We start from the raw sequence: 21,604 nt of genomic DNA, 5'->3' as shown, positions 1-21,604 counted from the left end.
CGCTGGAATGGGAATGCCGCGGAGGGCCGGCGAACGGCCCTGATTGGAGGAAGCCCAGGACATGTCCGCCGCACAACTTGCCGTCATGGACACCGCATCCAACCGCACGCTCGCCGAACGGCTGATCGATCAACTCGCCGACCGCATCGGCGGCCTCGGCGTGGAACTCGCTGATATCGCCGGCAACGTCCAGGAAGTCGCAAACCGCGTCGCCAACCAATCGGAACGGTTCCATCATCTGCAGAAGACGGCCGAGACGATGGTCTCGGCCAACCACGACATCGCCAATGCATCGCAGGCCGTGCAAACCACCACGTCGGCTGCGGTCGGCGAGATCACGCAGTCGCGCAGCGCCGTCGACACCGCGGTCAGCCACATCTCCGAGCTGGTCGCAGCCGTGGAGCGGATCGAGGCGCGCCTGTCCGCCGTCGGTTCGGCGCTGGCGCAAGTGGCGAAAGTGTCCGGCTCGATCGAGGCGATCGCCAAGCAGACCAATCTGCTCGCGCTGAACGCGACCATCGAGGCCGCCCGCGCCGGCAATGCCGGCCGCGGCTTCGCGGTGGTCGCAAGCGAAGTGAAGAACCTCGCGGAAGCCACCCGCCAGGCCACGCACGAGATTTCCGACACCGTGCGCGATCTCGACGGCCAGATCGAAGGCCTGATCGGCGAGAGCAGCGAAGCTTCCCAGCGCGCCAAGACGGCTGGCGAAGGCGCGCAAGCGATCTCCGGCATCATCTCGCGCGTGCAGCAGGGATTCGCTTCCGTGGAAGCGGAGATCGGCAGCGTCACGCGCGCGGCGACCTCTAATCTCGGACATTGCGACACCGTCATCAGCGAGCTCAATGAGCTCGCCAAGGGCGTCGACCTCTCCTCGCACGACCTCAAGAACGCCGACGAGCGGGTGGCCAAGCTGCTCGACACATCCGAAGGCCTGATCGCGCTGATCGCGGACAGCGGCGTGGAGACCTCGGACACGCCGCTGATCCGAATCGTGGTCGATACCGCGAAGCGGATCTCGGCCGAGTTCGAAGCCGCCATCGATCGCGGCGACATCACGCTCGACCAACTGCTCGACGAGACCTATCGGGAAATTCCCGGCACCGATCCAAAGCAATATCTCACCAGCTACGTCGAGTTCACCGACCGCGTACTGCCCGCGATCCAGGACCCGATCCAGAAAGCGGATCCGCGCATCGTCTATTGCGTCGCCTGGGCACGGAGCGGCTATCTGCCGACCCATAATCCGAACTACCGCCTGCCGCAGGGCAAGGACCCCGTCTGGAATAACGCAAACTGCCGCAACCGCCGCCTGTTCAACGACCGCACGGTGAAGAAGGTCGCAGGCAGCACCAAGCCGTTCCTGCTCCAGACCTACCGCCGCGACATGGGCGGCGGACAGTTCGTGCTGATGAAGGACCTGTCCTCGCCGATCATGATCCGCGGCAAGCACTGGGGCGCGTTCCGGATGGGCTTTCGCCAGGGCTGACGGCCGGCCCGGCGGCCAACTCAAAAGTTCGAAAACAACCCCATGCACAGTAGCCGGGGTGTGCGAAATCAATGGCTTGCGCCGGCAGGCCCGGCATTTTTGACTTGTCGGGCAAAACAGGGGTAGATTGCTATTATTCCGAAATAGTGGGAGGCATGCGGTTCTCCCCGCCAGCTGCCGAGCACCAAGAGCCGCCTGCACTGGTGCGGCGGCCGACGTTGCCGTAGAAATGCCGCCACGCGTTCGGGGCGCGAACCCGAACACAGCAAGCTGGTTTTTCGATGTCCTGTCCACCCGCCCAAATCGGCGCGCCGTTTTCCGAGATCGATACACCGGCGCTGATCATCGACCTCGACGCCTTCGAGCGCAATCTCGACACGATGGCGGCGGCGGTGGGCAAGCTCGGCGTTCGCTTGCGTCCGCATGCGAAGACCCACAAATCACCGATCATTGCGGCCAAGCAGATCGCGCGCGGCGCAGTCGGCATGTGCTGCCAGAAGGTCGCCGAGGCCGAGATCCTGGTTGCGGGCGGGGTGAGCGACGTGCTCGTCAGCAATGAGGTGGTGGGCCTGCGGAAGCTGGAACGGCTCGCAAGCCTCGCGCGCCACGCACGCATCAGCGTTTGCGTGGACGATGCGATCATGGTCGAGCAACTGTCGCACGCCGCGGAGCAGGCAGGATCGCAAATCGAAGTCCTGGTCGAAATCGACGTCGGCGCCGGTCGCTGCGGCGTCAGGCCGGGGCCGGCGGCGGCCACCCTGGCGCGGCAGGTAGCGGCTTCACGCTTCCTGTCGTTCGGCGGCTTGCAGGCCTATCACGGCTCTGCCCAGCATCTGCGCACGCCGGAGGAGCGGCGCGCTGCCATCGCCGGTGCCGCGAACGCGACCGCGGAGACACTGCGCGTCCTCAAGGACGCCGGCTTTCAGTGCCGGACGATTGGCGGCGCGGGAACCGGCACATTCGAACTCGAAGGCGCGAGCGGCATCTGGAACGAATTGCAGGCGGGCTCCTATATCTTCATGGACGCCGACTACGCCAAGAACCTCGCCGACGGCGCGCGCAACGCCAATCCGTTCGAGCATGCGCTGTTCGTGATCGCGACGGTGATGAGCACCGGTGCCGGCGAACACGCGGTCATCGATGCCGGCCACAAGGCCCTTTCGAACGACAGCGGATTTCCGGTCGTGCTCGGCCGGCCCGACCTGCGCTATCATCGGCCCTCTGACGAGCATGGCTTGCTCGATTTCGACAGCGCTTCGTCGCGACTGGCGATCGGCGACAAGGTGACGCTGATCCCCGGCCATTGCGACCCGACCGTCAATCTCTACGACTGGTATGTCGGCGTGCGCGGCTTCAACACGCCGGATGCCCGCGTGGAGGCACTCTGGCCAGTCGCGGCGCGGGGCGCAGTCACCTGAGATTGACGCGTGATTGCGCGCGACGATCTCTGCCGTCGCCACGGACAAGCGAAGCGCAGATCCGAGACCCATACGCCACAGCATCGGTTTGGCGAAGACGTGGAGTGACAAGCTTGGCGAAGCAACTACGCGCTTGGGGTTATGGGTTCTGGCCCCTCGTTCGCAATTGCGGGCCAAGGCGTACACTCATTCGGGACTGCCCGTTTCCAAGGGACGAGCAGACGTGGCCTGCCCGGCTGGGAACGTCCGCAAATGACCCAAAGCGGACCTGATGCTTTCAGTTTCCTAGCCACTCGCGCAGCCATATCCGAGGTAATAGGTGTAGGTCAGGCGACCTTTGATCCCTACTTCGCGCGGAGCGTCTGCAGCCGCTTCACGGCAAATTCGTCGCCTGGATGTAGTCTTAAGACGGTCTCGTAGTCGCGATACGCACGATCAAGCTGATCTGCCCGTTCATAGGCAATTCGTGATAAGTGTTCGCGCAGCTTGCCGGTTAAGACGGTTTAGACGGGATACGCGGAACTTCCTTCGTGCACTCGAACTCATGGAAGAACTGACGCCTATCCATATACTTAAATTGGCATGTGAACCGAACGAAGGCAACATTCTCTGGAATGGCGGTAACGAACGAGTACTTTGCCTTGATCTTTGGATTCACCACGAAGTACTCGTATCCCTTGGTAAAGGTCCCTTGCTTGAGCTGCTTGGGAAATCTTAGCTCGCCGTGTTTAGTAAGGTTTTCGTCAACCTCCAAAGCTTCAAGCTTAAACGTGAAAAGCTGCATCTTGTGTTGAGCGAACCCTTTGTTGTCGATGTAAGCTATCAACTCAACTATCCACGCATTGCCGTGGATGCCAATGAAGCTCATATCAGCCGACGGCTCGATATGCGGGTAGCGTTCTTGGCTGAGACTAAATCGCCATAACGTCCACAAGCCAACTACGACCGACGCAATAAACGCGCCGTTGGCTAGCAACTTTGCCAAGGTACTGCTGCCAAAAGCACTAGTCCAATCCCAAACTGGAAATATCCAATCCCACATGCTCTAGCCCCGTTACAAAGCCAAAAGCCTCCGTACCATGTGAGGTATGAAACGACTATTGGTCATTGCATCCGTACTTGTTACTAGCTTCGGCTTGTCCAGGTCCTCGCAGCCTCCCTTCACTCCGCCACGGCGATATTCGAGACCTCGCTCGCCAGCCGCATAACCTCCAGCGACACGAGGATGAGGCTGGTCGCCAATGGCGTGCGCGGCGGCGGAGCGCTTTCCGGCTTCGAGTGCTTCACTATCGACGAGGGCCGCACTGACGCCGAGTACGTCTGCGGCACCATATCGGGTACGAGCGTAACGGGGATGACCGCGGCATTGACCTGCTGACAGGTACCACGACCAACACCGCACTCAAAAGGGCAGAGCTCGTAGGATGGGTAGAGCGCCAGCGAAACCCATCATCCGTCCTCCGATGACGAAACATGATGGGTTTCGCAAGCTCAACCCATCCTACGAACTGTGGCCGATCGCTGCGCGGGAGGCGGTGAGCTGAGATTGGCGCGTGGTTGCGCGCGTCAATATGCGCCGTCGTTCCGGACAAGCGAAGCGCAGATGCGGGACCCATACCCACAGGGAGTGATTTGACGAAGGCTCAGAGTGGGAGCTGTGCCCCACACTACTCTCCGGGGTTATGGATCCCCGCCTTCGCGGGGATGACACCGAGGGGGTGGCGCCGTGCTTCAGCTCAACCAGAATCTTGGCGTCGCCGGCTCCAGCCTTCCACCCACGCGCACCGGCGCAATCTTCAGCGCGAGTCCCGTCGCGTCGTCCGTCTCCACGGCGACCCCGCTGAGCGTCGCCGCGCCCCCGGCCGGCTCGAAGCGGCCTGACGGGATTCCCGAGGTGAACCGGCGCAGCGGCTCTTCCTTCTGCATGCCGATGATGGAATCGTAGTCGCCGGTCATGCCGGCGTCGGTCATGTAGGCGGTGCCGCCGCTGAGGATCTGGTGGTCGGCGGTCGGCACGTGAGTGTGGGTGCCGACGACGAGGCTGGCGCGGCCGTCGCAGAAGAAGCCGATGCCCTGTTTCTCGCTCGACGCCTCGCAATGGAAATCGACGACGATGGCGTCGGCGGCAACGCCGAGCGGGCAGGCGCCGAGTTCGCGCTCGAGCGCCGCGAAGGGATCGTCGAACGGGGTCATGAAGACGCGGCCGAGCGCATTGACGACGAGCGCATGCTTGCCGTTCTTGGTCTCGACCAGCGCGGCGCCGCGGCCCGGCGTGCCGCGCGGATAGTTGGCCGGGCGCACCAGGCGGTCGGCGCGCTCGATGAACACCAAAGCTTCGCGCTGGTCCCAGGAATGATTGCCGAGCGTCACCGCGTCGGCGCCGGCCTCGAGAAACTCCTGGTAGATCGCTTCCGTGATGCCGAAGCCGCCGGCGGAATTCTCACCGTTGACGACGACGAGATCGAGCGACCAGTCCTTGACCAGGCCGGGCAGATATTCGGCGACGGCCTCGCGCCCGCTACGGCCGACCACATCACCCACGAAGAGAATGCGCAACTTCAGAACTCCGGAAATCGAACACGTCCGATTCCGTTAGCACATAATCCAGCGCGACGTCGTGCGATAGTGCCGGAACCGCCTTGATCTCCTGCGCTGCGAAAGCCAGCCCGATGGCGACGATCTGCTTGGCTTTGCGCAAATGCGCGAAGGTGAAATCGTAATGCCCGGCACCGTAGCCGATGCGATGGCCGAGACGATCGAAGGCCGCGAGCGGCGTCAGCATGACGTCCGGAATGACCTCGGCGGCCGCCGGCGACGGCTCGGGAATGCCGAGCGGGCCGAGCATCAGACGATCGTTCGGATGGAAGAGACGGAAGATCAGCGCCTGGCCGCGCGCGGTGACGCAGGGCAACGCGAGCTTCGCGCCCTGCTCCGCAAGCGCCTTCATCAGCGGCATCGGATCGATCTCGCTGCGGATCGGCGAATAGCCCGAGACGATGCTGCCGGGCAGCAGCTCGAATGGCAGCCCGCGCTTGGCGAGCTTTGCGGCGGCGGCGCTGCGCTTCTTCTCGCTCAGCGCATCGCGCGCCGCCAGGGCTTTGGCGCGGAGTTCGGCTTTCGATGCGGGCATGTTGGTCCCCACGTCATCACCCGCGAATGCGGGTGATCCAGTATTCCAGAGGCGGTGGTGATTCACACAAAGGCCGCGGCGTACTGGATGCCCCGGTCCTCCGTGCGCAATTGCGCACTCGGCGGGGCATGACACCTGTTGAACTGGCCGCAGTCATTTCAACAAGCACAAACCGAGCAGAAAACAGTGCGAAGCCGCGTACGCCGTTGAAGCACTCGATCCCGGAGTTCCCTACGAAAGTAGGTGGGCACCATATGTCCGGGCCCACGGGCCCGGCCAGGGACAGTTCCCTAAAGGATCGATAAGGCCCCGGGGATATATGGCTCCTGACGCGCGTCGCAGCCTCGCCTGGGCAATGTAACAACGATACTGACGAATCGCCAGTGCGGCGAATGTGCGGAGCTTCAGCGTAATGAAGCGACCTACGAGCCACGACGGAGGTGAACTCCCTCTCCCGCCTGCGGGAGAGGGAGCGCACCACCCGCGTGGCTACTAACGAGCTTCACCCGATCGCGATCCCGCCTCCGACGGTGCGGTTCAGGACCTGGGTCGACTTCTCGATGCGCTCGGCCGCCGCGTTTAGCGCGTTGACCACGGCGGTCTGGGTCAGCCGGGCGCGCTCGACGGCGGCATTGCGGAAATCCCTGAGCTCGGTCAGCTCCTGCTCCAGGGTGCGGACGCGGTTGGTGGTGTCGACCAGCTCGTCGCACACGGTCAGCGCGGCCATCACGGTGAGGCGCGCATCGCCGATCTCGCCGAATTTTCCGCGCAGCGACTGGATCCGCGTCTCCAGGCTCTCGGCGAGCTTGAGCAGCCGCACCTCCTGCCCCTCCTCGCAGGCCATGCGGTATTGCCGGCCGTTGATGGTGACGTTGATGTGGCTCATCCATCCTCTCCGGTATCGAGCACCGAGCGTATCGTGACGATGGCCGAATCCAGCCGGTCGGAGATTTCGCGGTTGGCGCGCTCGAGCTTGCGCGCTTTCACCAGCGCGCCATCGAGTTCGTCGGCAAGCCGCGAACGGTCCGCACCCAGCGCCTGAATGCGCGCCGCGAGCTCGTTCTCGTCGCGATCGGCATCGCGCCGCCGCTCCACCGCGCTTTCGAGCGCGTCGAGCGCCGCCGTCAGCCTGCGGGTCGCGATCTCGATCTCGACCGCGGAGGATTCCGTCATGGCGGCACTGTTGGACACGCGATCGTTCATGTAGTCAGCGGCGGAACCTGCGGCCTTTGCCCAGTGGCCTTTTTCCTGGGGCTTGCCGCCCGGCAAAAGACTCGGTTCGGCAAGCGGTTAGAAGCAGAAATTTACGTGGCAAGCTAGCCAAGCGCAACGCCGCCGCGAAACTATGCACCGATCAATCGGGACGGACGTCATCCCGATCCGCGAGTTCCGCCACGCACGCGTCCGGCGGAAAACCGATCTCCACAGAGGCAACTTTTGCGGCCAAATCGGCGTTTGACTGCCTTGGACTCCCGGAACCGAGGTGCTATCCCAGCCCCGACCTTCAGTGGCCGCCAGGCTCCTCCCGCGCGGGCGTGCATCGCCTCCAAGCGCCTCATTTCAGACGGATTTCAGACATGACGCAGGTCGATCACACCCGTATGGCCAACGCGATCCGCGGCCTTTCGATGGACGCTGTCGAGAAGGCGAAATCGGGTCATCCCGGCCTGCCGATGGGTGCCGCCGACATCGCCACGGTGCTGTTCACGCAATTCCTGAAATACGACGCCACGGCGCCGGCCTGGCCGGACCGCGACCGCTTCGTGCTGTCGGCCGGCCACGGCTCGATGCTGCTCTATTCGCTGCTGTATTTGACCGGCAATGCCGAGATGACGCTGGACCAGATCAAGCAGTTCCGCCAGGTCGACTCGCTCACTCCCGGGCACCCGGAGAATTTCCGCACCAAGGGCATCGAGACCACGACCGGTCCGCTCGGCCAGGGCATCTCGACCGCGGTCGGCATGGCGCTGGCCGAGAAGATGCTCGCCGCCGAGTTCGGCAAGAAGATCGTCGATCACCACACCTACGTGCTCGCCTCCGACGGCGACCTGATGGAAGGCGTGTCGCAGGAAGCGATCGCGATGGCGGGGCACTGGAAGCTCAACAAGCTGATCGTGCTGTACGACGACAACGGCATCTCGATCGACGGTCCGACCTCGATCGCCGATTCCGTCGACCAGGTGAAGCGCTTCAAGTCGGCGGGCTGGGCCGCCGAGAAGATCGACGGCCATGACCAGGCCGCGATTGCCGACGCGATCACGCGCGCGAAGAAGTCCAGCAAGCCGACGCTGATCGCCTGCCGCACCACCATCGGCTTCGGCGCACCGAACAAGGCCGGCACCTCGAAGGTGCACGGCGAGGCGCTGGGCGCCGACGAGCTCAAGGCCGCCAAGGAGAAGCTCGGCCTCTCGCTCGAGCCGTTCGCGGTCGCCGAGGACGTGCTGAAGGCGTGGCGTGCGGCCGGCAGCCGCGGCGCCGCGGCCCGGCAGGAATGGGAAGCACGGCTCGGTGAGCTCGGCAGCCGCAAGCGCGCCGAGTTCGAGCGCCGGCTGCGCCACGAGCGTCCGGCCTCGCTGGCAAAGGCGCTGCGCGCGCACAAGAAGGAGCTCCTGGAGAAGCCGCTGACGGCGGCGACGCGCAAATCGTCCGAGGCGGCGATTGAGGCCATCGCGGCCGCGATGCCGATGGAATTCCTGGCCGGCTCGGCCGACCTCACCGGCTCCAACAACAACAAGGCGAAGTCGGCGACCGCCTTCTCCGCCAAGACGCCGAAGGGCCGCTTCATCCATTACGGCATCCGCGAGCACGGCATGGCCGCCGCGATGAACGGCATTTTCCTGCATGGCGGCTTCGCGCCGAACGGCGCCACCTTCCTGGTGTTCACCGACTACGCGCGGCCCGCGATGCGCCTTGCCGCCTTGATGGGCGCCGGCGTCGTTTACGTCATGACCCACGATTCGATCGGGCTCGGCGAGGACGGTCCGACCCATCAGCCGGTCGAGCATCTCGCGGCGCTGCGCGCCATTCCGAACATGCGCGTGTTCCGTCCGTGCGATTCGATGGAAGTCGCCGAGTGCTGGGAGCTCGCGCTCAACCGCGTCGACGGACCGACCGTGCTGGCGCTGACACGCCAGAACCTGCCGCAGCTGCGCACCACCGCACCGAACGACAATCCCTGCGCGGCCGGTGCCTACGAGCTGGTCGCCGCCCAGGGCGAAGCCAAGGCGACGCTGTTCGCCTCCGGCTCCGAAGTCGAGATCGCGGTCGCCGCCCAGAAGCAGCTGGCCGAACGCGGTATCGCGTCGCGGGTGGTCTCCGTTCCCTCGCTGGAGCTGTTGTTAGCGCAACCAGAGGCCAAGCGCGCGGCCATCATCGGAAATGCGCCGGTGAAGGTGGCGATCGAGGCTGCCGTGCGCTGGGGCTGGGACGCCGTGATCGGCCAGGACGGCGAATTCATCGGCATGCATTCCTTCGGCGAAAGCGGCCCTGCAAAGGAGCTTTACAAGCACTTCGGTATTACCGCCGAGGCTGCGGTTAACGCTGTGCTGAAGCGCGTTTCCTGAGAGTTGAGCTTGCCGCAAAAAAGGACTACGTAATCCGTCATATGATCAAGCACCGCCCGGCCGAACCGGGCGCCCGCCCCTAAAAAAACCCTCGCAGGCGCGCATAGCGCGTTGTGCGGGATGACAACGGTCATTGAAGGAGACGAAACATGGCAGTCCGCGTCGGAATTAACGGCTTTGGCCGCATCGGCCGCAACATCCTGCGGGCTATCGCCGAGTCAGGCCGCAAGGACATCGAGGTCGTCGGCATCAACGACCTCGGTCCGGTCGAGACCAACGCCCATCTGCTCCGTTTCGACAGCGTCCATGGCCGCTTCCCCGGCACCGTCACCGTCGACGGCGACTCGATCAACCTCGGAGGCGGCAAGATCAAGGTGACCGCCGAGCGCGATCCCTCGAAGCTGCCCTGGAAGGATCTCGGCGTCGACATCGCGATGGAATGCACCGGCATCTTCACCTCGAAGGACAAGGCATCCGCGCATCTGACCGCCGGCGCCAAGCGCGTGCTGGTCTCCGCGCCCGCCGACGGCGCCGACGCCACCATCGTCTACGGCGTCAACCACGAGACGCTGACCCGGGATCATTTGGTCGTCTCCAACGGAAGCTGCACCACCAATTGCCTGGCGCCGGTCGCCAAGGTGCTGAACGACCTCGTCGGCATCGAGACCGGCTTCATGACCACGATCCACGCCTATACCGGCGACCAGCCGACGCTCGATACGATGCACAAGGATCTCTACCGCGGCCGCGCGGCCGCGATGTCGATGATCCCGACCTCGACCGGTGCGGCAAAGGCGATCGGCCTCGTGCTGCCCGAGCTGAAGGGCAAGCTCGACGGCGTCGCGATCCGCGTGCCGACCCCGAACGTCTCGGTGGTCGACCTCAAGATCGTCGCCAAGCGCGCCACCGACGCCAAGGAGATCAACGCTGCGATGAAGCGCGCCAGCGAGCAGCAGCTCAAGGGCATCCTCGGCTACACCAATGCGCCGAACGTCTCGATCGACTTCAACCACGACCCGCACTCCTCGACCTTCCACGAAGACCAGACCAAGGTGCAGAACGGCACGCTGGTGCGCGTGATGTCCTGGTACGACAACGAGTGGGGCTTCTCGAACCGCATGGCGGACACCGCCGCCGCAATGGCGAAGGTGATCTGACGTCGCAGATCGTCGTTCCGGGATGGTCCGAAGGACCAGACCCGGAATCTCGAGATCCGGGTTCGGTGCTGGCGCACCGCCCCGGAATGACCTCCCAGAGGCCCGGGACAAGAGAGCCCAGAGATGACCAACAAATTCCGCACCCTCGACGACGTCGACGTGAAGGGCAAGCGCGTGCTGCTGCGCGTCGATCTCAACGTGCCCATGGACAATGGCCGCGTCAGCGACGCGACCCGGCTCGAGCGCGTCGCGCCGACCATCGCCGAAATCTCGGACAAGGGCGGCAAGGTCATCCTGCTCGCGCATTTCGGCCGGCCGAAGGGGCGCGACGCGAAGGACTCGCTCAAGCCCGTCGCCGAGGCGCTGTCGAAGGTGGTGAAGAAGCCGGTCGCCTTCGCCGACGATTGCATCGGCGAGCCCGCGGCCAAGGCCGTCGCCGCTCTGAAGGATGGCGACATTCTCTGTCTCGAAAACACCCGCTTCCACAAGGAAGAGGAAAAGAACGATCCGGCCTTCGTCGCGGAATTGGCGAAGCTCGGCGACATCTGGGTCAACGACGCATTCTCGGCCGCGCACCGCGCTCACGCCTCGACCGAAGGCCTCGGCCACAAGCTGCCGGCCTATGCCGGCCGCACCATGCAGGCCGAGCTCAATGCGCTGGAGAAGGCGCTGGGCTCGCCGACCAAGCCCGTCATCGCCATCATCGGCGGCGCCAAGGTCTCGACCAAGATCGACCTCTTGGAAAACCTCGTGACCAAGGTCGACGCGCTCGTGATCGGCGGCGGCATGGCCAACACCTTCCTGCACGCCCAGGGCGTTGCGGTCGGCAAGTCGCTGGCCGAGAAGGATCTCGCCGCCACCGCGCTGCGCATCATGGAGAAGGCGGAGGCCGCCAATTGCGCCATCATCCTGCCGGTCGACGCCACCGTTGCCTATCACTTCGCCGCCAACGCGCCGTCGCACGCCTACGGGCTCGACGCGATCCCGGCCGACGGCATGATCCTCGACGTCGGCCCGCAATCGGTCGCCCGCGTCCACGCCGCGATCGACGACGCGGCGACGCTGGTCTGGAACGGCCCCCTGGGCGCGTTCGAGATGCAGCCGTTCGACCGCGGCACGGTCGCGGCCGCCAAGCACGCTGCCGAGCGCACCAAGGCCAAGAAGCTGATCTCGATCGCGGGCGGCGGCGACACCGTCGCGGCGCTCAACCAGGCCCATGTGGCCGGTGACTTCACCTATGTCTCGACCGCCGGTGGCGCGTTCCTCGAGTGGATGGAAGGCAAGCCCCTGCCCGGCGTCGAGGTGCTGCGCGTCAAGTAACTCAAGTCGGCAAACATCGCGGCCTTGAAAGGCCCCAACGGGAGAAAAAGACAGATGGCTCGGATCACGTTACGTCAACTGCTCGACCACGCGGCGGAGAACGATTACGGCGTACCGGCCTTCAACATCAACAACATGGAACAGGCGCTGGCGATCATGGACGCGGCCAACCAGGTCGACGCGCCCGTCATCATCCAGGCCTCGCGCGGCGCGCGCTCCTACGCCAACGACGTCATGCTCAAGCACATGATGGACGCGGTGACCGAAATCTATCCGCACATTCCGGTGTGCGTGCATCTCGACCACGGCAACGAGCCGGCGACCTGCATGACTGCGATCCAGGCCGGCTTCACCTCCGTCATGATGGACGGCTCGCTCAAGGCCGACGGCAAGACGCCCGGCGACTGGGCCTACAATGTCGGCGTCACCAAGACCGTGACCGACATGGCCCATCTCGGCGGCATCTCGGTCGAGGGCGAACTCGGCGTGCTCGGCTCGCTCGAGACCGGCATGGGCGACAAAGAAGACGGCCACGGCGCCGAAGGCAAGCTCAGCCACGACCAGCTCCTGACCAATCCGGACGAGGCCGTGAAGTTCGTCAAGGAGACCAAGGTCGACGCGCTCGCGATCGCGATGGGGACGTCCCACGGCGCCTACAAGTTCACCCGCAAGCCCGACGGCGACATCCTCGCCATGAACGTGATCGAGGAGATCCACCGCAAGCTGCCGAACACGCATCTCGTCATGCACGGCTCGTCCTCGGTGCCGCAGGAGCTGCAGGACATCATCAACGCCTATGGCGGCAAGATGAAGCCGACCTGGGGCGTGCCTGTGAGCGAGATCCAGCGCGGCATCAAGAACGGCGTGCGCAAGATCAACATCGACACCGACAACCGCATGGCGATGACCGGCCAGATCCGCAAGGTGCTCAAGGACAGCCCGGAAGAGTTCGATCCGCGCAAGTACCTGAAGCCGGCGATGGAAGCCATGACCAAGCTGTGCAAGCAGCGCCTGCAGGAGTTCAACACCGCGGGGCAAGCCGCCAAGATCAAGAAGGTGCTGACCACCGCCGAGATGGCCAAGCGCTACGCCAAGGGCGAGCTCGATCCCAAGGTGGCGTAGGGCCGCAGGCACCGTCTTGTCATTCCGGGGCGCGCGCAGCGCGAGCCCGGAATCCATGGTGCCACCATCGACGCGGATCAATGGATTCCGGGCTCGCGCCAAGGGGCGTGCGCCCCGGAATGACCGGTCTTCCCCCTACCCTGCGACGAACGTTAACTCGGCAATTGCCCGAGAACGGTCTATTTTCACGGGCAAGGGCAGAATCGTTTTGGGAGGACCTCTCGATGAATCTGACTGAGCTCAACAGGATTGCGACCGCCATGGTGGCCCCCGGCAAGGGTATCCTCGCCGCCGACGAATCCTCCGGCACCATCAAGAAACGCTTTGACGCGATCGGCGTGGCCTCGACCGAAGAGAACCGCCGCGACTATCGCGAGATGCTGTTCCGCTCCAAGGACGCCATGAGCCAGTACATCTCCGGCGTGATCCTCTATGACGAGACGATCTGGCAGAATGCTGCGGACGGCACGCCGTTGATCAAGCTGATCGAGACTAGCGGCGCCATTCCCGGCATCAAGGTCGACGAGGGCACGCAGGCCCTGCCGATGTGTCCGGGAGAGCTCGTCACCGTCGGGCTCGACAAGCTCGCCGAGCGGCTGAAGAAATATTACGAACGCGGCGCGCGCTTCGCCAAATGGCGCGCGGTGATCGACATCGGCAGCGGCATTCCCTCCATGACCGCGATCAGCGTCAACGCCCACGCGCTGGCGCGCTATGCCGCGCTGTGCCAGGCCGCGCAGATCGTGCCGATCGTGGAGCCGGAGGTGCTGATGGACGGCGACCACGACATCGACCGCTGCTATGAAGTGACGGGGCGGGTGCTCAACAAGACGTTCCAGGAATTGCGCGTCCAGCGCGTGGCGCTCGAAGGCATGGTGCTGAAGCCCAACATGGCGATCTCAGGCAAGAAATGCGCGAAGCAGGCCTCCGTCGAGGAAGTCGCCGAGAAGACGATCCGGCTGCTGAAGGCCTGCGTGCCCGCGGCGGTGCCCGGCATCGCCTTCCTCTCCGGCGGCCAGTCGGACGAGGAGGCGACCGCGCATCTCAACGCCATGCACAAGCTCGGCCCGCTACCCTGGGGCCTGACCTTCTCCTATGGCCGCGCGCTGCAGGCCGCGCCACAGAAGGCCTGGTCCGGCAAGGCAGAGAACGTCGCGGCCGGCCAGCGCGCCTTCAGCCATCGCGCGCGAATGAACGGCCTTGCCGCCAAGGGTGAGTGGCAAAGCAGCCTGGAACAGAAGGCAGCCTAGATCTTGTCGAACAAACCGCCTCCGCCGCGCCCGGCGCCGCGCCTTTATCTCGCGACGCCTGTCGTCGATGATCCCGCTGCGCTTGTCGCCGAGCTGCCGGGTCTGCTCGGCTCGGCCGACGTCGCGGCCGTGCTGCTGCGGCTGAAGGAGACCGACCAGCGCACCATGATCTCGCGCATCAAGGCGCTAGCGCCGCCGGTGCAGAAGGCGGGCGCAGCGCTGCTGGTCGAGGGCCATGCCGAGCTGGTCGCGCGCGGCGGCGCCGACGGCGCGCACCTGCCCGGCATCGCCGCGCTGAAGCAGGCGCTGCCATCGCTCAAGCCCGATCGCATCGCCGGCGTCGGCGGGCTGACGACGCGGCACCATTCCATGGATGCGGGCGAAATGGGCGCGGATTACGTGCTGTTCGGCGAGCCCGATGCGAAAGGCCAGCGTCCCCAGGCGCAAGCGATCGCCGAGCGGCTGGACTGGTGGGCCGAGCTGTTCGAGCCGCCCTGCGTCGGCTTTGCCACCTCGCTCGAGGAAGCCCACGACTTCGCCCTCAGCGGCGCTGATTTCGTGCTGGTCGGCGACTTCATCTGGTCCGATCCGCGCGGGCCCAAGGCCGCGCTGGTCGAGGCGGACGCCGCGATCAAGAAGGCGCACGCGACGGCGACGGCGAGCCAGAATGCTGCCGGCGGCGAGCACGGCTAGCGCCCGACATGAAGCTCCCCTGCATCACCATGCTGGCTACGCTGCTGCTCACCGGACCGGCGGCCGCGCAGCTTCAGATCACCCCGCCGGCCACCATACCGAGCACGACGCCTGAGAAGCAGAAGCCCGCGCCCGCCAAGAAGAAGGAGGCTGCGCCGAAGCCTGCGGCCTCGCCCAAGCCGGCCCCCTCCGCCAAGCCGACGCCGGCCCCGACCGTGATCCCGGCGCCGCCGACCGACAATTCCAACGCCGATCTGGTGTACGGCGCCTATCAGCGCGGCCAGTACAAGACGGCGTTCGAGCTCGCCACCGCCCGCGCGCAAGCCGGCGATCCCAAGGCGATGACCATGCTCGGCGAGCTCTATTCCAATGCGATGGGCATTCGCCGCGATTATGCCAAGGCGGCCGAATGGTACAAGCGGGCTGCGGACGCCGGCGACCGCGAGGCGATGTTCGCGCTCGCCATGCTGCGCATTTCCGGCCGCGGCGGCCCGGTCGACAAGAGCGAGGCCGTCAAGCTGATGGCGTCCGCCGCCAAGCTCGGCGAGCCCAGAGCGGCCTATAACCTCGCCCTGCTCTATCTCGATGGCCAGACCCTGCCGCAGGACGTCAAGCGCTCGGCCGAGCTGCTGCGCCAGGCCGCCGACGCCGGCCTGCCCGAGGCGCAATACGCGCTCGCGACGTTCTACAAGGAAGGCACCGGCGTTCCGAAGGACCCGGAACGCGCGGTGCGGCTGCTTCAGGCCGCCTCGCTCGCCGACAATGTCGACGCCGAGGTCGAATATGCCATCGCCATGTTCAACGGCACCGGTACGCCGAAGAACCAGCCGGCCGCCGTCGCCCTGCTCCGCAAGGCCTCCCGCCAGGGCAGCGCTATCGCACAGAACCGGCTGGCGTGGGTGTTGATCAACGGCGTCGGCACGACCATGGACAAGGTCGAGGGCTTCAAATGGCATCTGGTGGCCAAGACCGCCGGCAAGGGCGACCCGGAGCTCGACAAGCAATTGTCCGACCTGCCGGCCGAGGAGCGCGCCAAGGCGGAGGCCGCCGCCAAGAAGTGGCTCGGGAACAAATGACTTGACCCAATGACTTGACGCCAGCGCCCCTGCAGGGCACCCAAGGCGTCAAACAGGCGCGATGTCCCGCCCTTTCCCCCCGATCAAGACCGAAAGCTCATGCTGTATTCCGCCACTATCAACGTCATGGTCAAGGCTGCGCGCCGTGCCGGCCGCAGCCTCAAGCGCGATCTCGGCGAGATCGAGCATCTCCAGGTCTCGCTGAAGGGGCCGGCGAATTTCGTCTCGCTTGCCGACAAGCGCGCCGAGGAGATGCTCTACCAGGACCTCGCCAAGGCCCGCCCCGGCTACGGCTTCATCGGCGAGGAAGGCGGCACGCGGGAGGGCAGCGACAAGAGCCATACCTGGATCGTTGATCCGCTCGACGGCACCACCAACTTCCTGCACGGCATCCCGCAATTTGCGATCTCGATCGGGCTGTCGCGCGAAGGCACGATCATCGCGGGCGTGATCTACAACCCCGCCAATGACGAGCTCTACATTGCCGAGCGCGGCAAGGGCGCCTTCCTCAACGACCAGCGCCTGCGGGTGGCCGGCCGCCGCCAGCTGAACGAATGCGTGGTGGCCTGCGGCCTGCCCCATATCGGCCGCGGCAATCACGAGGAATTCCGCCGCGAGATGACGGCGATCCAGGACCGCGTCGCAGGCCTGCGCCGCTTCGGCGCCGCCTCGCTCGACCTCGCCTTCGTCGCCGCCGGCCGCCTCGACGGCTATTGGGAGCGCAATCTGCAATCCTGGGACATCGCGGCCGGTATGCTGATGGTGCGCGAAGCCGGCGGGACAGTGAGCGACATCAGCACGCCCGGCGATGCGCTGGTGACCGGGGACGTCGTGTGCGGCAACGAGTTCGTGCACGGGGAATTGGTCAAGATTCTGCGGAAGCCGGCGTAAGGCGGAAGCTGGCGCTCCAAATCCACTGTCATCACCCGCGAAAGCGGGTGATCCAGTATTCCAGAGACATCAGTTGGATACGGAGAAGCCGCGGCGTACTGGATGCCCGCCTTCGCGGGCATGACAGTCTGCCTTAGGGCTTCACTGGCGCCGGCGGACTATACCGCTCGCGTTCCTTCGCCGCCGCCGGCTCCCGATCCCCGCTCAGCACGCGCTGCACCGAGACGAAGAACACCGGCACCATCAGAAGCGCCAGGATCACCACCGCGATCATGCCGCCCATCACGATTGAGCCGAGCGCCTGCTGGCTGGCGCCGCCGGCGCCGTGGGCGATCGCCATCGGCAGCACGCCGCAGATGAAGGCAAGGCCGGTCATCAAAATGGGGCGGAAGCGCAGGCGGCAGGCTTCGATGGTGGCTTCCACCAGCGGCTTGCCTTCCTTGCGCAGATCCTTGGCGAACTCGATGATCAGGATCGCGTCCTTGGCGGCAAGGCCGATGATGGTGATCAGGCCGACGGTGAAATAGACGTCGTTGGGCAGGCCGCGCAGCATGGCGGCGACGACGGCGCCGACGATGCCGAGCGGCACGGTGAGCAGCACCGCGAGCGGAATGGTCCAGCTCTCGTAGAGCGCGGCGAGACACAGGAACACCACGAACACCGACAGCGCGAGCAGGAACGGCGCCTGCGAGCCGGACAGCTTTTCCTGCAGCGACTGCCCGGTCCATTCATAGCCGAAGCCGCGCGGCAACCTGTCGGCAAGCTGCTCCATCTCGGCGATGGCGTCGCCCGAGGTGAAACCGGGCCTGGCTTCGCCGGAGATGCGCACCGCCGGATAATAATTGAAGCCGGCGATCTGCGTCGGCCCGCGCGCCCATTCGACCGTGGCGAAGGACGAGAACGGCACCAGCTGGCCGCGGCTGTTCTTGACGTTGTAGTTGAGGATGTCCTCGGTCCGCATGCGGTCGCGGGCGTCCGCCTGCACCACGACGCGCTGCATGCGGCCGCGGTTCGGGAAGTCGTTGATGTAGTTCGAGCCGAGATTGGTCGAGATCGTGTTGTTGATATCCTCGAAGGTGACGCCGAACGCGCCGGCCTTCTCGCGGTCGATCATGAGATTGACCACACCTGCCTCGGGCAGGCCTTCGATATAGACCTTCTGGAGCACCGGGCTCGCATTGGCCGCCGCGATCAGTTGGTCGGCAGCGCGCATCAAGGCCGGATAGCCCTTCTGGCCGCGGTCCTGGAGACGGAACGAGAAACCGGAGGAGTTGCCGAGATTGTCGATCGGCGGCGGCTGCAGCGCCGAGATCTTGGCATCGCGGATCGACGAGCCGAGGTCGCGATTGACGTCGTTGACGATCGCGGCGGCGGAGTCGTTCGGGCCGCGCTCCGACCAGTCCTTCAGGGTGATGAACGCCTGCGCGGTGTTCATGCCCTGGCCGGAGAAGCTGAAGCCGGTGAGGAAGGTGACGTTGTCGACACCCGGCCGCGCGGCCAGATATTTCTCCACCTTCTCGATCACGGCCTCGGTGCGGGCATAGGACGAATCCGACGGCGTCTGCACGTCGGTGGTGATGAAGCCCTGGTCGTCGACGGGCAGGAAGCCGCCGGGCAGATTGACGAAGGCCCAGGACAGACCAACCAGCAGCGCGGCATAGACCAGCATCAGCCGGCCGGTGCGTTTCAGCGAAAAGCCGACGGTGCGCCCGTAATGGAATCTGGCCGCCTCCAGCAGGTGATTGAACCGACTGAACACGAAGTTGGTCGAATGACCGTGCCCCTTCGGCACCGGCTTCAACAGCGTCGCGCACAATGCCGGCGTCAGCGACAGCGCCAGGAATGCGGAGAAGCCGATCGCCGCGACCATGGTGACGGAGAACTGGCGGTAGATGATGCCCACCGAGCCCGGGAAGAACGCCATCGGCACGAACACCGCCATCAGCACCAAGGTGATGCCGATGATGGCGCCGGTGATCTGCGACATGGCTTTGCGCGTCGCTTCCTTCGGCGGCAGGCCTTCCTCGGCCATGATGCGCTCGACGTTCTCGACCACGACGATGGCGTCGTCGACGAGGATGCCGACCGCGAGCACCATGGCGAACATCGAGAGCATGTTGATGGAATAGCCGGCGAGCAGCAGTGCGGAACAGGCGCCGAGCAGCGCCACCGGCACCACGATGGTCGGAATGATGGTGTAGCGGATGTTCTGGAGGAACAGGAACATCACGACGAACACCAGCACCACGGCCTCGACCAGCGTCGTCAGCACCTTCTTGATCGAGGCCTCGACCACGGGCGTGATATTGTAGGGGATCTCGTAGGTGATATTGGCCGGGAAGAAGCGCGACAGCTCCTTCATCTTTGCTTCGACGGCGCTCGCGGTCGCCAGCGCATTGCCGGTCGGCGACATCAGCACGGACAGGCCGGCGGTCGGCTTGCCGTCGAGGCGGGTGTTGAACTGATAGCTGAGACCACCGACCTCGACGCGCGCGACGTCGCGCAGGCGCACGGTCGAGCCGTCGGCGTTGGCGCGCAGGATGATGGTGCCGAACTCGTCCGGCGAGGAGAGCTGGCCCTTGACCAGCACCAGCGCGGAGGTGCGCTGGTTCGACGTCGAGGGCTCGGCGCCGATGCTGCCCGAGGCGACCTGCGCGTTCTGCGCGGCAATGGCCTTGTTGACGTCGTCGGCGGTGAGCCCGTAGCCGACCAGCTTGGCCGGATCGACCCAGACGCGAAGGGAACGCTCGGTCGAATACAGCGTGGCGCGGCCGACGCCGGGAATGCGGCGGATTTCACCGAGCACGTTGCGGATCATGAAGTCGCCGAGTCCGACCTCGTCGAGGCTGCCGTCGGTCGAGTTCAGCGTGATGATCTGAAGCACGGCGCTGGAGGCTTCCTCGATCAGGATGCCTTGCTGCATCACCGCGCGCGGCAGGCGCGCCTCGACGCGCTTGATGCGGTTCTGCACCTCGACCGAAGCGGCGCTGGTATCGGTGCCCGGCTGAAAGTTGGCGATGATCTCGACCTGGCCGAGCGAATCGCTGGTCGATTCGAAATTGAGGATGTTGGCGGCGCCGTTGAGCTCCTCCTCGATCAGCCGCGTGACGCTGTTGTAGAGGTTTTCCGGCGAGGCGCCGGGATAGCTGGTCGAGACCGAGATCGAGGGCGGTGCGATGATCGGATATTGCGCGATCGGCAGCAGCGGCACGGCGATCGCACCGATCAAGCAGATGAACAGCGCGACCACCCAGGCGAAGATGGGCCTGTCGATGAAGAAACTCGCCATGGCGCGTTACCGCGTGAGCTGCTGGGCGTGCCGATTGTCCGCGGTCGCGTCCGCCTCCGACCAGGATTGCGGCCTGACCTTGTCGCCGGCCGCGAACTTCTGGAACCCTTCCACCACGACCTTGTCGCCGGCCTTCAGGCCCTCGGTGACGAACCAGAGTCCGTCTTGCACCGATCCGGTGCGCACCGCCTGCACCGCGATGTGGTTGTCGTCCTTGACGACGAACACCTCGCTGCCGCCGCCGCCATTGCGCTGGATCGCCTGCTGAGGCACCGCGATCGCATCGGAATCGAGACCCTGGTCGATACGAACCCGGACATACATGCCCGGCAGCAGCTCGCGCTTGGGGTTGGGGAACTCGCCACGCAACGTCACCTGCCCGGTCTGGGCATCGACCTTGGCGTCGGAGAACAGCAGCTTGCCGTCGAGCGAATAGAGCGTGTTGTCGTCGAGCACCAGATGCACCTTGGCGGCATCGGAGGCGATGCGCTCAAGGTCTCCGGTTTCGAAGGCGCGGCGGAGCTGGTTGAGCTCGGTCACCGACTGGGTGAAGTCGGCATAGATCGGGTCGAGTTGCTGGATGGTGGCGAGATTGGTCTCGTTCTGCACCGCGAGGGCGCCCTCGCTGACGAGGGCCGCTCCGACCACGCCGTCGATCGGCGCGCGCACGGTCGCGTAGTCGAGATTGAGTTTGGCGCGGGCGAGGTCGGCCTTGCGGCCTTCGACCTCGGCATGGGCCTGGCGTTCAGCCGCAATCGCCTTCTCGTTCTCGGCTTCCGGGGCGGCGCGATCCTTGGTGAGGGTGGCGATACGGTGCGCCTGCTGCTTCGCCTGCATCAACGCGGCCTCGGCCTTGGCGAGCGCAGCTTCGTTGGCCATCACCTCGACCTCGAACGGGCGCGGATCGATGCGGTAGAGCGCGTCGCCCGCCTTGACCTCGCTGCCCTGGCGGAACAGGCGCTCGACCACGATGCCGGACACGCGCGGCCGCACGTCGGAGACACGCGTCGGCGCGATGCGGCCCGGCAGCTCGCGCACCACGGCGCGCGGCTGCGGCTTGACGATGACGACGCTGACATCAGGGTGGGCCGACGGAGCGGTAGAGATGGCCGAGCTGGATTCCTCGCAAGCGCCCAACAGCGGCGCTAAGGCCGCGAGCATCATTGCAACGCATGCCGATCGCGCACGAAGTCCTGACATGAAGTGGGG

Annotated in this window: 18 protein-coding genes and 1 other RNA gene; 11 read left to right on the top strand and 8 right to left on the bottom strand. The window is 65.3% G+C overall.

Translation table 11 applies throughout. The annotated features are described in order from the left end of the window. The first annotated feature begins 61 nt into the window (after positions 1 to 61). Positions 62 to 1,486 carry a methyl-accepting chemotaxis protein gene (locus ACETMP_RS28460; protein ID WP_375158735.1) on the top strand — a complete coding sequence of 475 codons (1,425 nt, stop codon included), beginning with the start codon at positions 62 to 64 and terminating at the stop codon, positions 1,484 to 1,486. A gap of 281 nt (positions 1,487 to 1,767) precedes the next feature. After that, positions 1,768 to 2,904 (top strand): DSD1 family PLP-dependent enzyme, encoded by a 1,137-nt coding sequence (locus ACETMP_RS28455; RefSeq protein ID WP_375158734.1) that lies wholly within the window; start codon positions 1,768 to 1,770, stop codon positions 2,902 to 2,904. Positions 2,905 to 3,397: 493 nt separating this feature from the next. Here ACETMP_RS28455 and ACETMP_RS28450 read toward each other — a convergent pair whose 3' ends face one another. After that, a complete protein-coding gene (locus tag ACETMP_RS28450; protein WP_375158733.1) occupies positions 3,398 to 3,946 on the bottom strand; it encodes a hypothetical protein in 549 nt (182 codons plus the stop codon). A 183-nt stretch (positions 3,947 to 4,129) separates the two neighbouring features. Between ACETMP_RS28450 and ACETMP_RS28445 the strand changes: the two genes are divergently transcribed. Further along, positions 4,130 to 4,282: a hypothetical protein gene (locus ACETMP_RS28445; protein WP_375158732.1), complete on the top strand. Its 153-nt coding sequence runs from the start codon at positions 4,130 to 4,132 to the stop codon at positions 4,280 to 4,282. Between the two features lie 353 nt (positions 4,283 to 4,635). Here the strand turns inward: ACETMP_RS28445 and ACETMP_RS28440 are convergent, their stop codons facing one another. The 5 genes from ACETMP_RS28440 to ACETMP_RS28420 all read right to left on the bottom strand — a co-directional run bounded on the left by ACETMP_RS28440 (position 4,636) and on the right by ACETMP_RS28420 (position 7,237). Further along, the gene (locus ACETMP_RS28440) at positions 4,636 to 5,460 is read right to left on the bottom strand and encodes a TIGR00282 family metallophosphoesterase (RefSeq protein WP_375158731.1); all 825 of its coding nucleotides are present in this window, start codon (positions 5,458 to 5,460) and stop codon (positions 4,636 to 4,638) included. Then, positions 5,438 to 6,034, bottom strand: a complete 597-nt coding sequence (locus tag ACETMP_RS28435; RefSeq protein WP_375158730.1) for a 5-formyltetrahydrofolate cyclo-ligase — start codon at positions 6,032 to 6,034, stop codon at positions 5,438 to 5,440. The genes ACETMP_RS28440 and ACETMP_RS28435 overlap by 23 nt, the downstream gene beginning before the upstream one ends. 187 nt (positions 6,035 to 6,221) lie before the next feature. Next, a non-coding RNA gene (ssrS, locus tag ACETMP_RS28430) (6S RNA) lies at positions 6,222 to 6,382 on the bottom strand. Positions 6,383 to 6,536: 154 nt separating this feature from the next. After that, entirely contained in the window at positions 6,537 to 6,920 is a 384-nt protein-coding gene (locus ACETMP_RS28425) for a cell division protein ZapA (protein ID WP_375158729.1), read from the bottom strand. Next, positions 6,917 to 7,237: a DUF4164 domain-containing protein gene (locus ACETMP_RS28420; RefSeq protein WP_375162013.1), complete on the bottom strand. Its 321-nt coding sequence runs from the start codon at positions 7,235 to 7,237 to the stop codon at positions 6,917 to 6,919. Before ACETMP_RS28420 ends, ACETMP_RS28425 begins: the two co-directional genes overlap by 4 nt. A 374-nt stretch (positions 7,238 to 7,611) precedes the next feature. On the opposite strand from ACETMP_RS28420, the gene tkt reads away from it, so the two are divergent. From tkt to ACETMP_RS28380, 8 genes are all read left to right on the top strand, one after another. Further along, on the top strand, positions 7,612 to 9,597 hold the full coding sequence (gene tkt / locus ACETMP_RS28415) for a transketolase (RefSeq protein WP_375158728.1): 1,986 nt from the start codon (positions 7,612 to 7,614) through the stop codon (positions 9,595 to 9,597). Between the two features lie 149 nt (positions 9,598 to 9,746). Then, positions 9,747 to 10,754 carry a type I glyceraldehyde-3-phosphate dehydrogenase gene (gene gap, locus ACETMP_RS28410; RefSeq protein ID WP_257176688.1) on the top strand — a complete coding sequence of 336 codons (1,008 nt, stop codon included), beginning with the start codon at positions 9,747 to 9,749 and terminating at the stop codon, positions 10,752 to 10,754. Positions 10,755 to 10,877: 123 nt separating this feature from the next. Beyond that, positions 10,878 to 12,074, top strand: a complete 1,197-nt coding sequence (locus tag ACETMP_RS28405) for a phosphoglycerate kinase (RefSeq protein WP_375158727.1) — start codon at positions 10,878 to 10,880, stop codon at positions 12,072 to 12,074. A gap of 54 nt (positions 12,075 to 12,128) precedes the next feature. Then, entirely contained in the window at positions 12,129 to 13,196 is a 1,068-nt protein-coding gene (gene fba / locus ACETMP_RS28400; protein ID WP_375158726.1) for a class II fructose-bisphosphate aldolase, read from the top strand. A gap of 224 nt (positions 13,197 to 13,420) precedes the next feature. Next, complete coding sequence (locus ACETMP_RS28395) at positions 13,421 to 14,446, top strand: class I fructose-bisphosphate aldolase (RefSeq protein ID WP_375158725.1); 1,026 nt, start codon at positions 13,421 to 13,423, stop codon at positions 14,444 to 14,446. Between the two features lie 3 nt (positions 14,447 to 14,449). Beyond that, positions 14,450 to 15,139 carry a thiamine phosphate synthase gene (locus ACETMP_RS28390; protein WP_375158724.1) on the top strand — a complete coding sequence of 230 codons (690 nt, stop codon included), beginning with the start codon at positions 14,450 to 14,452 and terminating at the stop codon, positions 15,137 to 15,139. Between the two features lie 8 nt (positions 15,140 to 15,147). Next, positions 15,148 to 16,215, top strand: a complete 1,068-nt coding sequence (locus ACETMP_RS28385) for an HcpA family protein (protein WP_375158723.1) — start codon at positions 15,148 to 15,150, stop codon at positions 16,213 to 16,215. Between the two features lie 99 nt (positions 16,216 to 16,314). Further along, a complete protein-coding gene (locus tag ACETMP_RS28380) occupies positions 16,315 to 17,106 on the top strand; it encodes an inositol monophosphatase family protein (RefSeq protein ID WP_375158722.1) in 792 nt (263 codons plus the stop codon). Positions 17,107 to 17,239: 133 nt separating this feature from the next. On the opposite strand, the gene ACETMP_RS28375 is transcribed toward ACETMP_RS28380, so the two are convergent. After that, on the bottom strand, positions 17,240 to 20,395 hold the full coding sequence (locus ACETMP_RS28375) for a multidrug efflux RND transporter permease subunit (protein WP_375158721.1): 3,156 nt from the start codon (positions 20,393 to 20,395) through the stop codon (positions 17,240 to 17,242). A gap of 6 nt (positions 20,396 to 20,401) precedes the next feature. Next, positions 20,402 to 21,595: an efflux RND transporter periplasmic adaptor subunit gene (locus ACETMP_RS28370; RefSeq protein ID WP_375158720.1), complete on the bottom strand. Its 1,194-nt coding sequence runs from the start codon at positions 21,593 to 21,595 to the stop codon at positions 20,402 to 20,404. Positions 21,596 to 21,604 lie beyond the last annotated feature (9 nt).

Origin of the sequence: Bradyrhizobium dasycarpum (assembly GCF_042019905.1) — a bacterium.
GTDB lineage: Bacteria > Pseudomonadota > Alphaproteobacteria > Rhizobiales > Xanthobacteraceae > Bradyrhizobium > Bradyrhizobium japonicum_B.
This window is presented reverse-complemented; position numbering and strand designations above follow the sequence as displayed.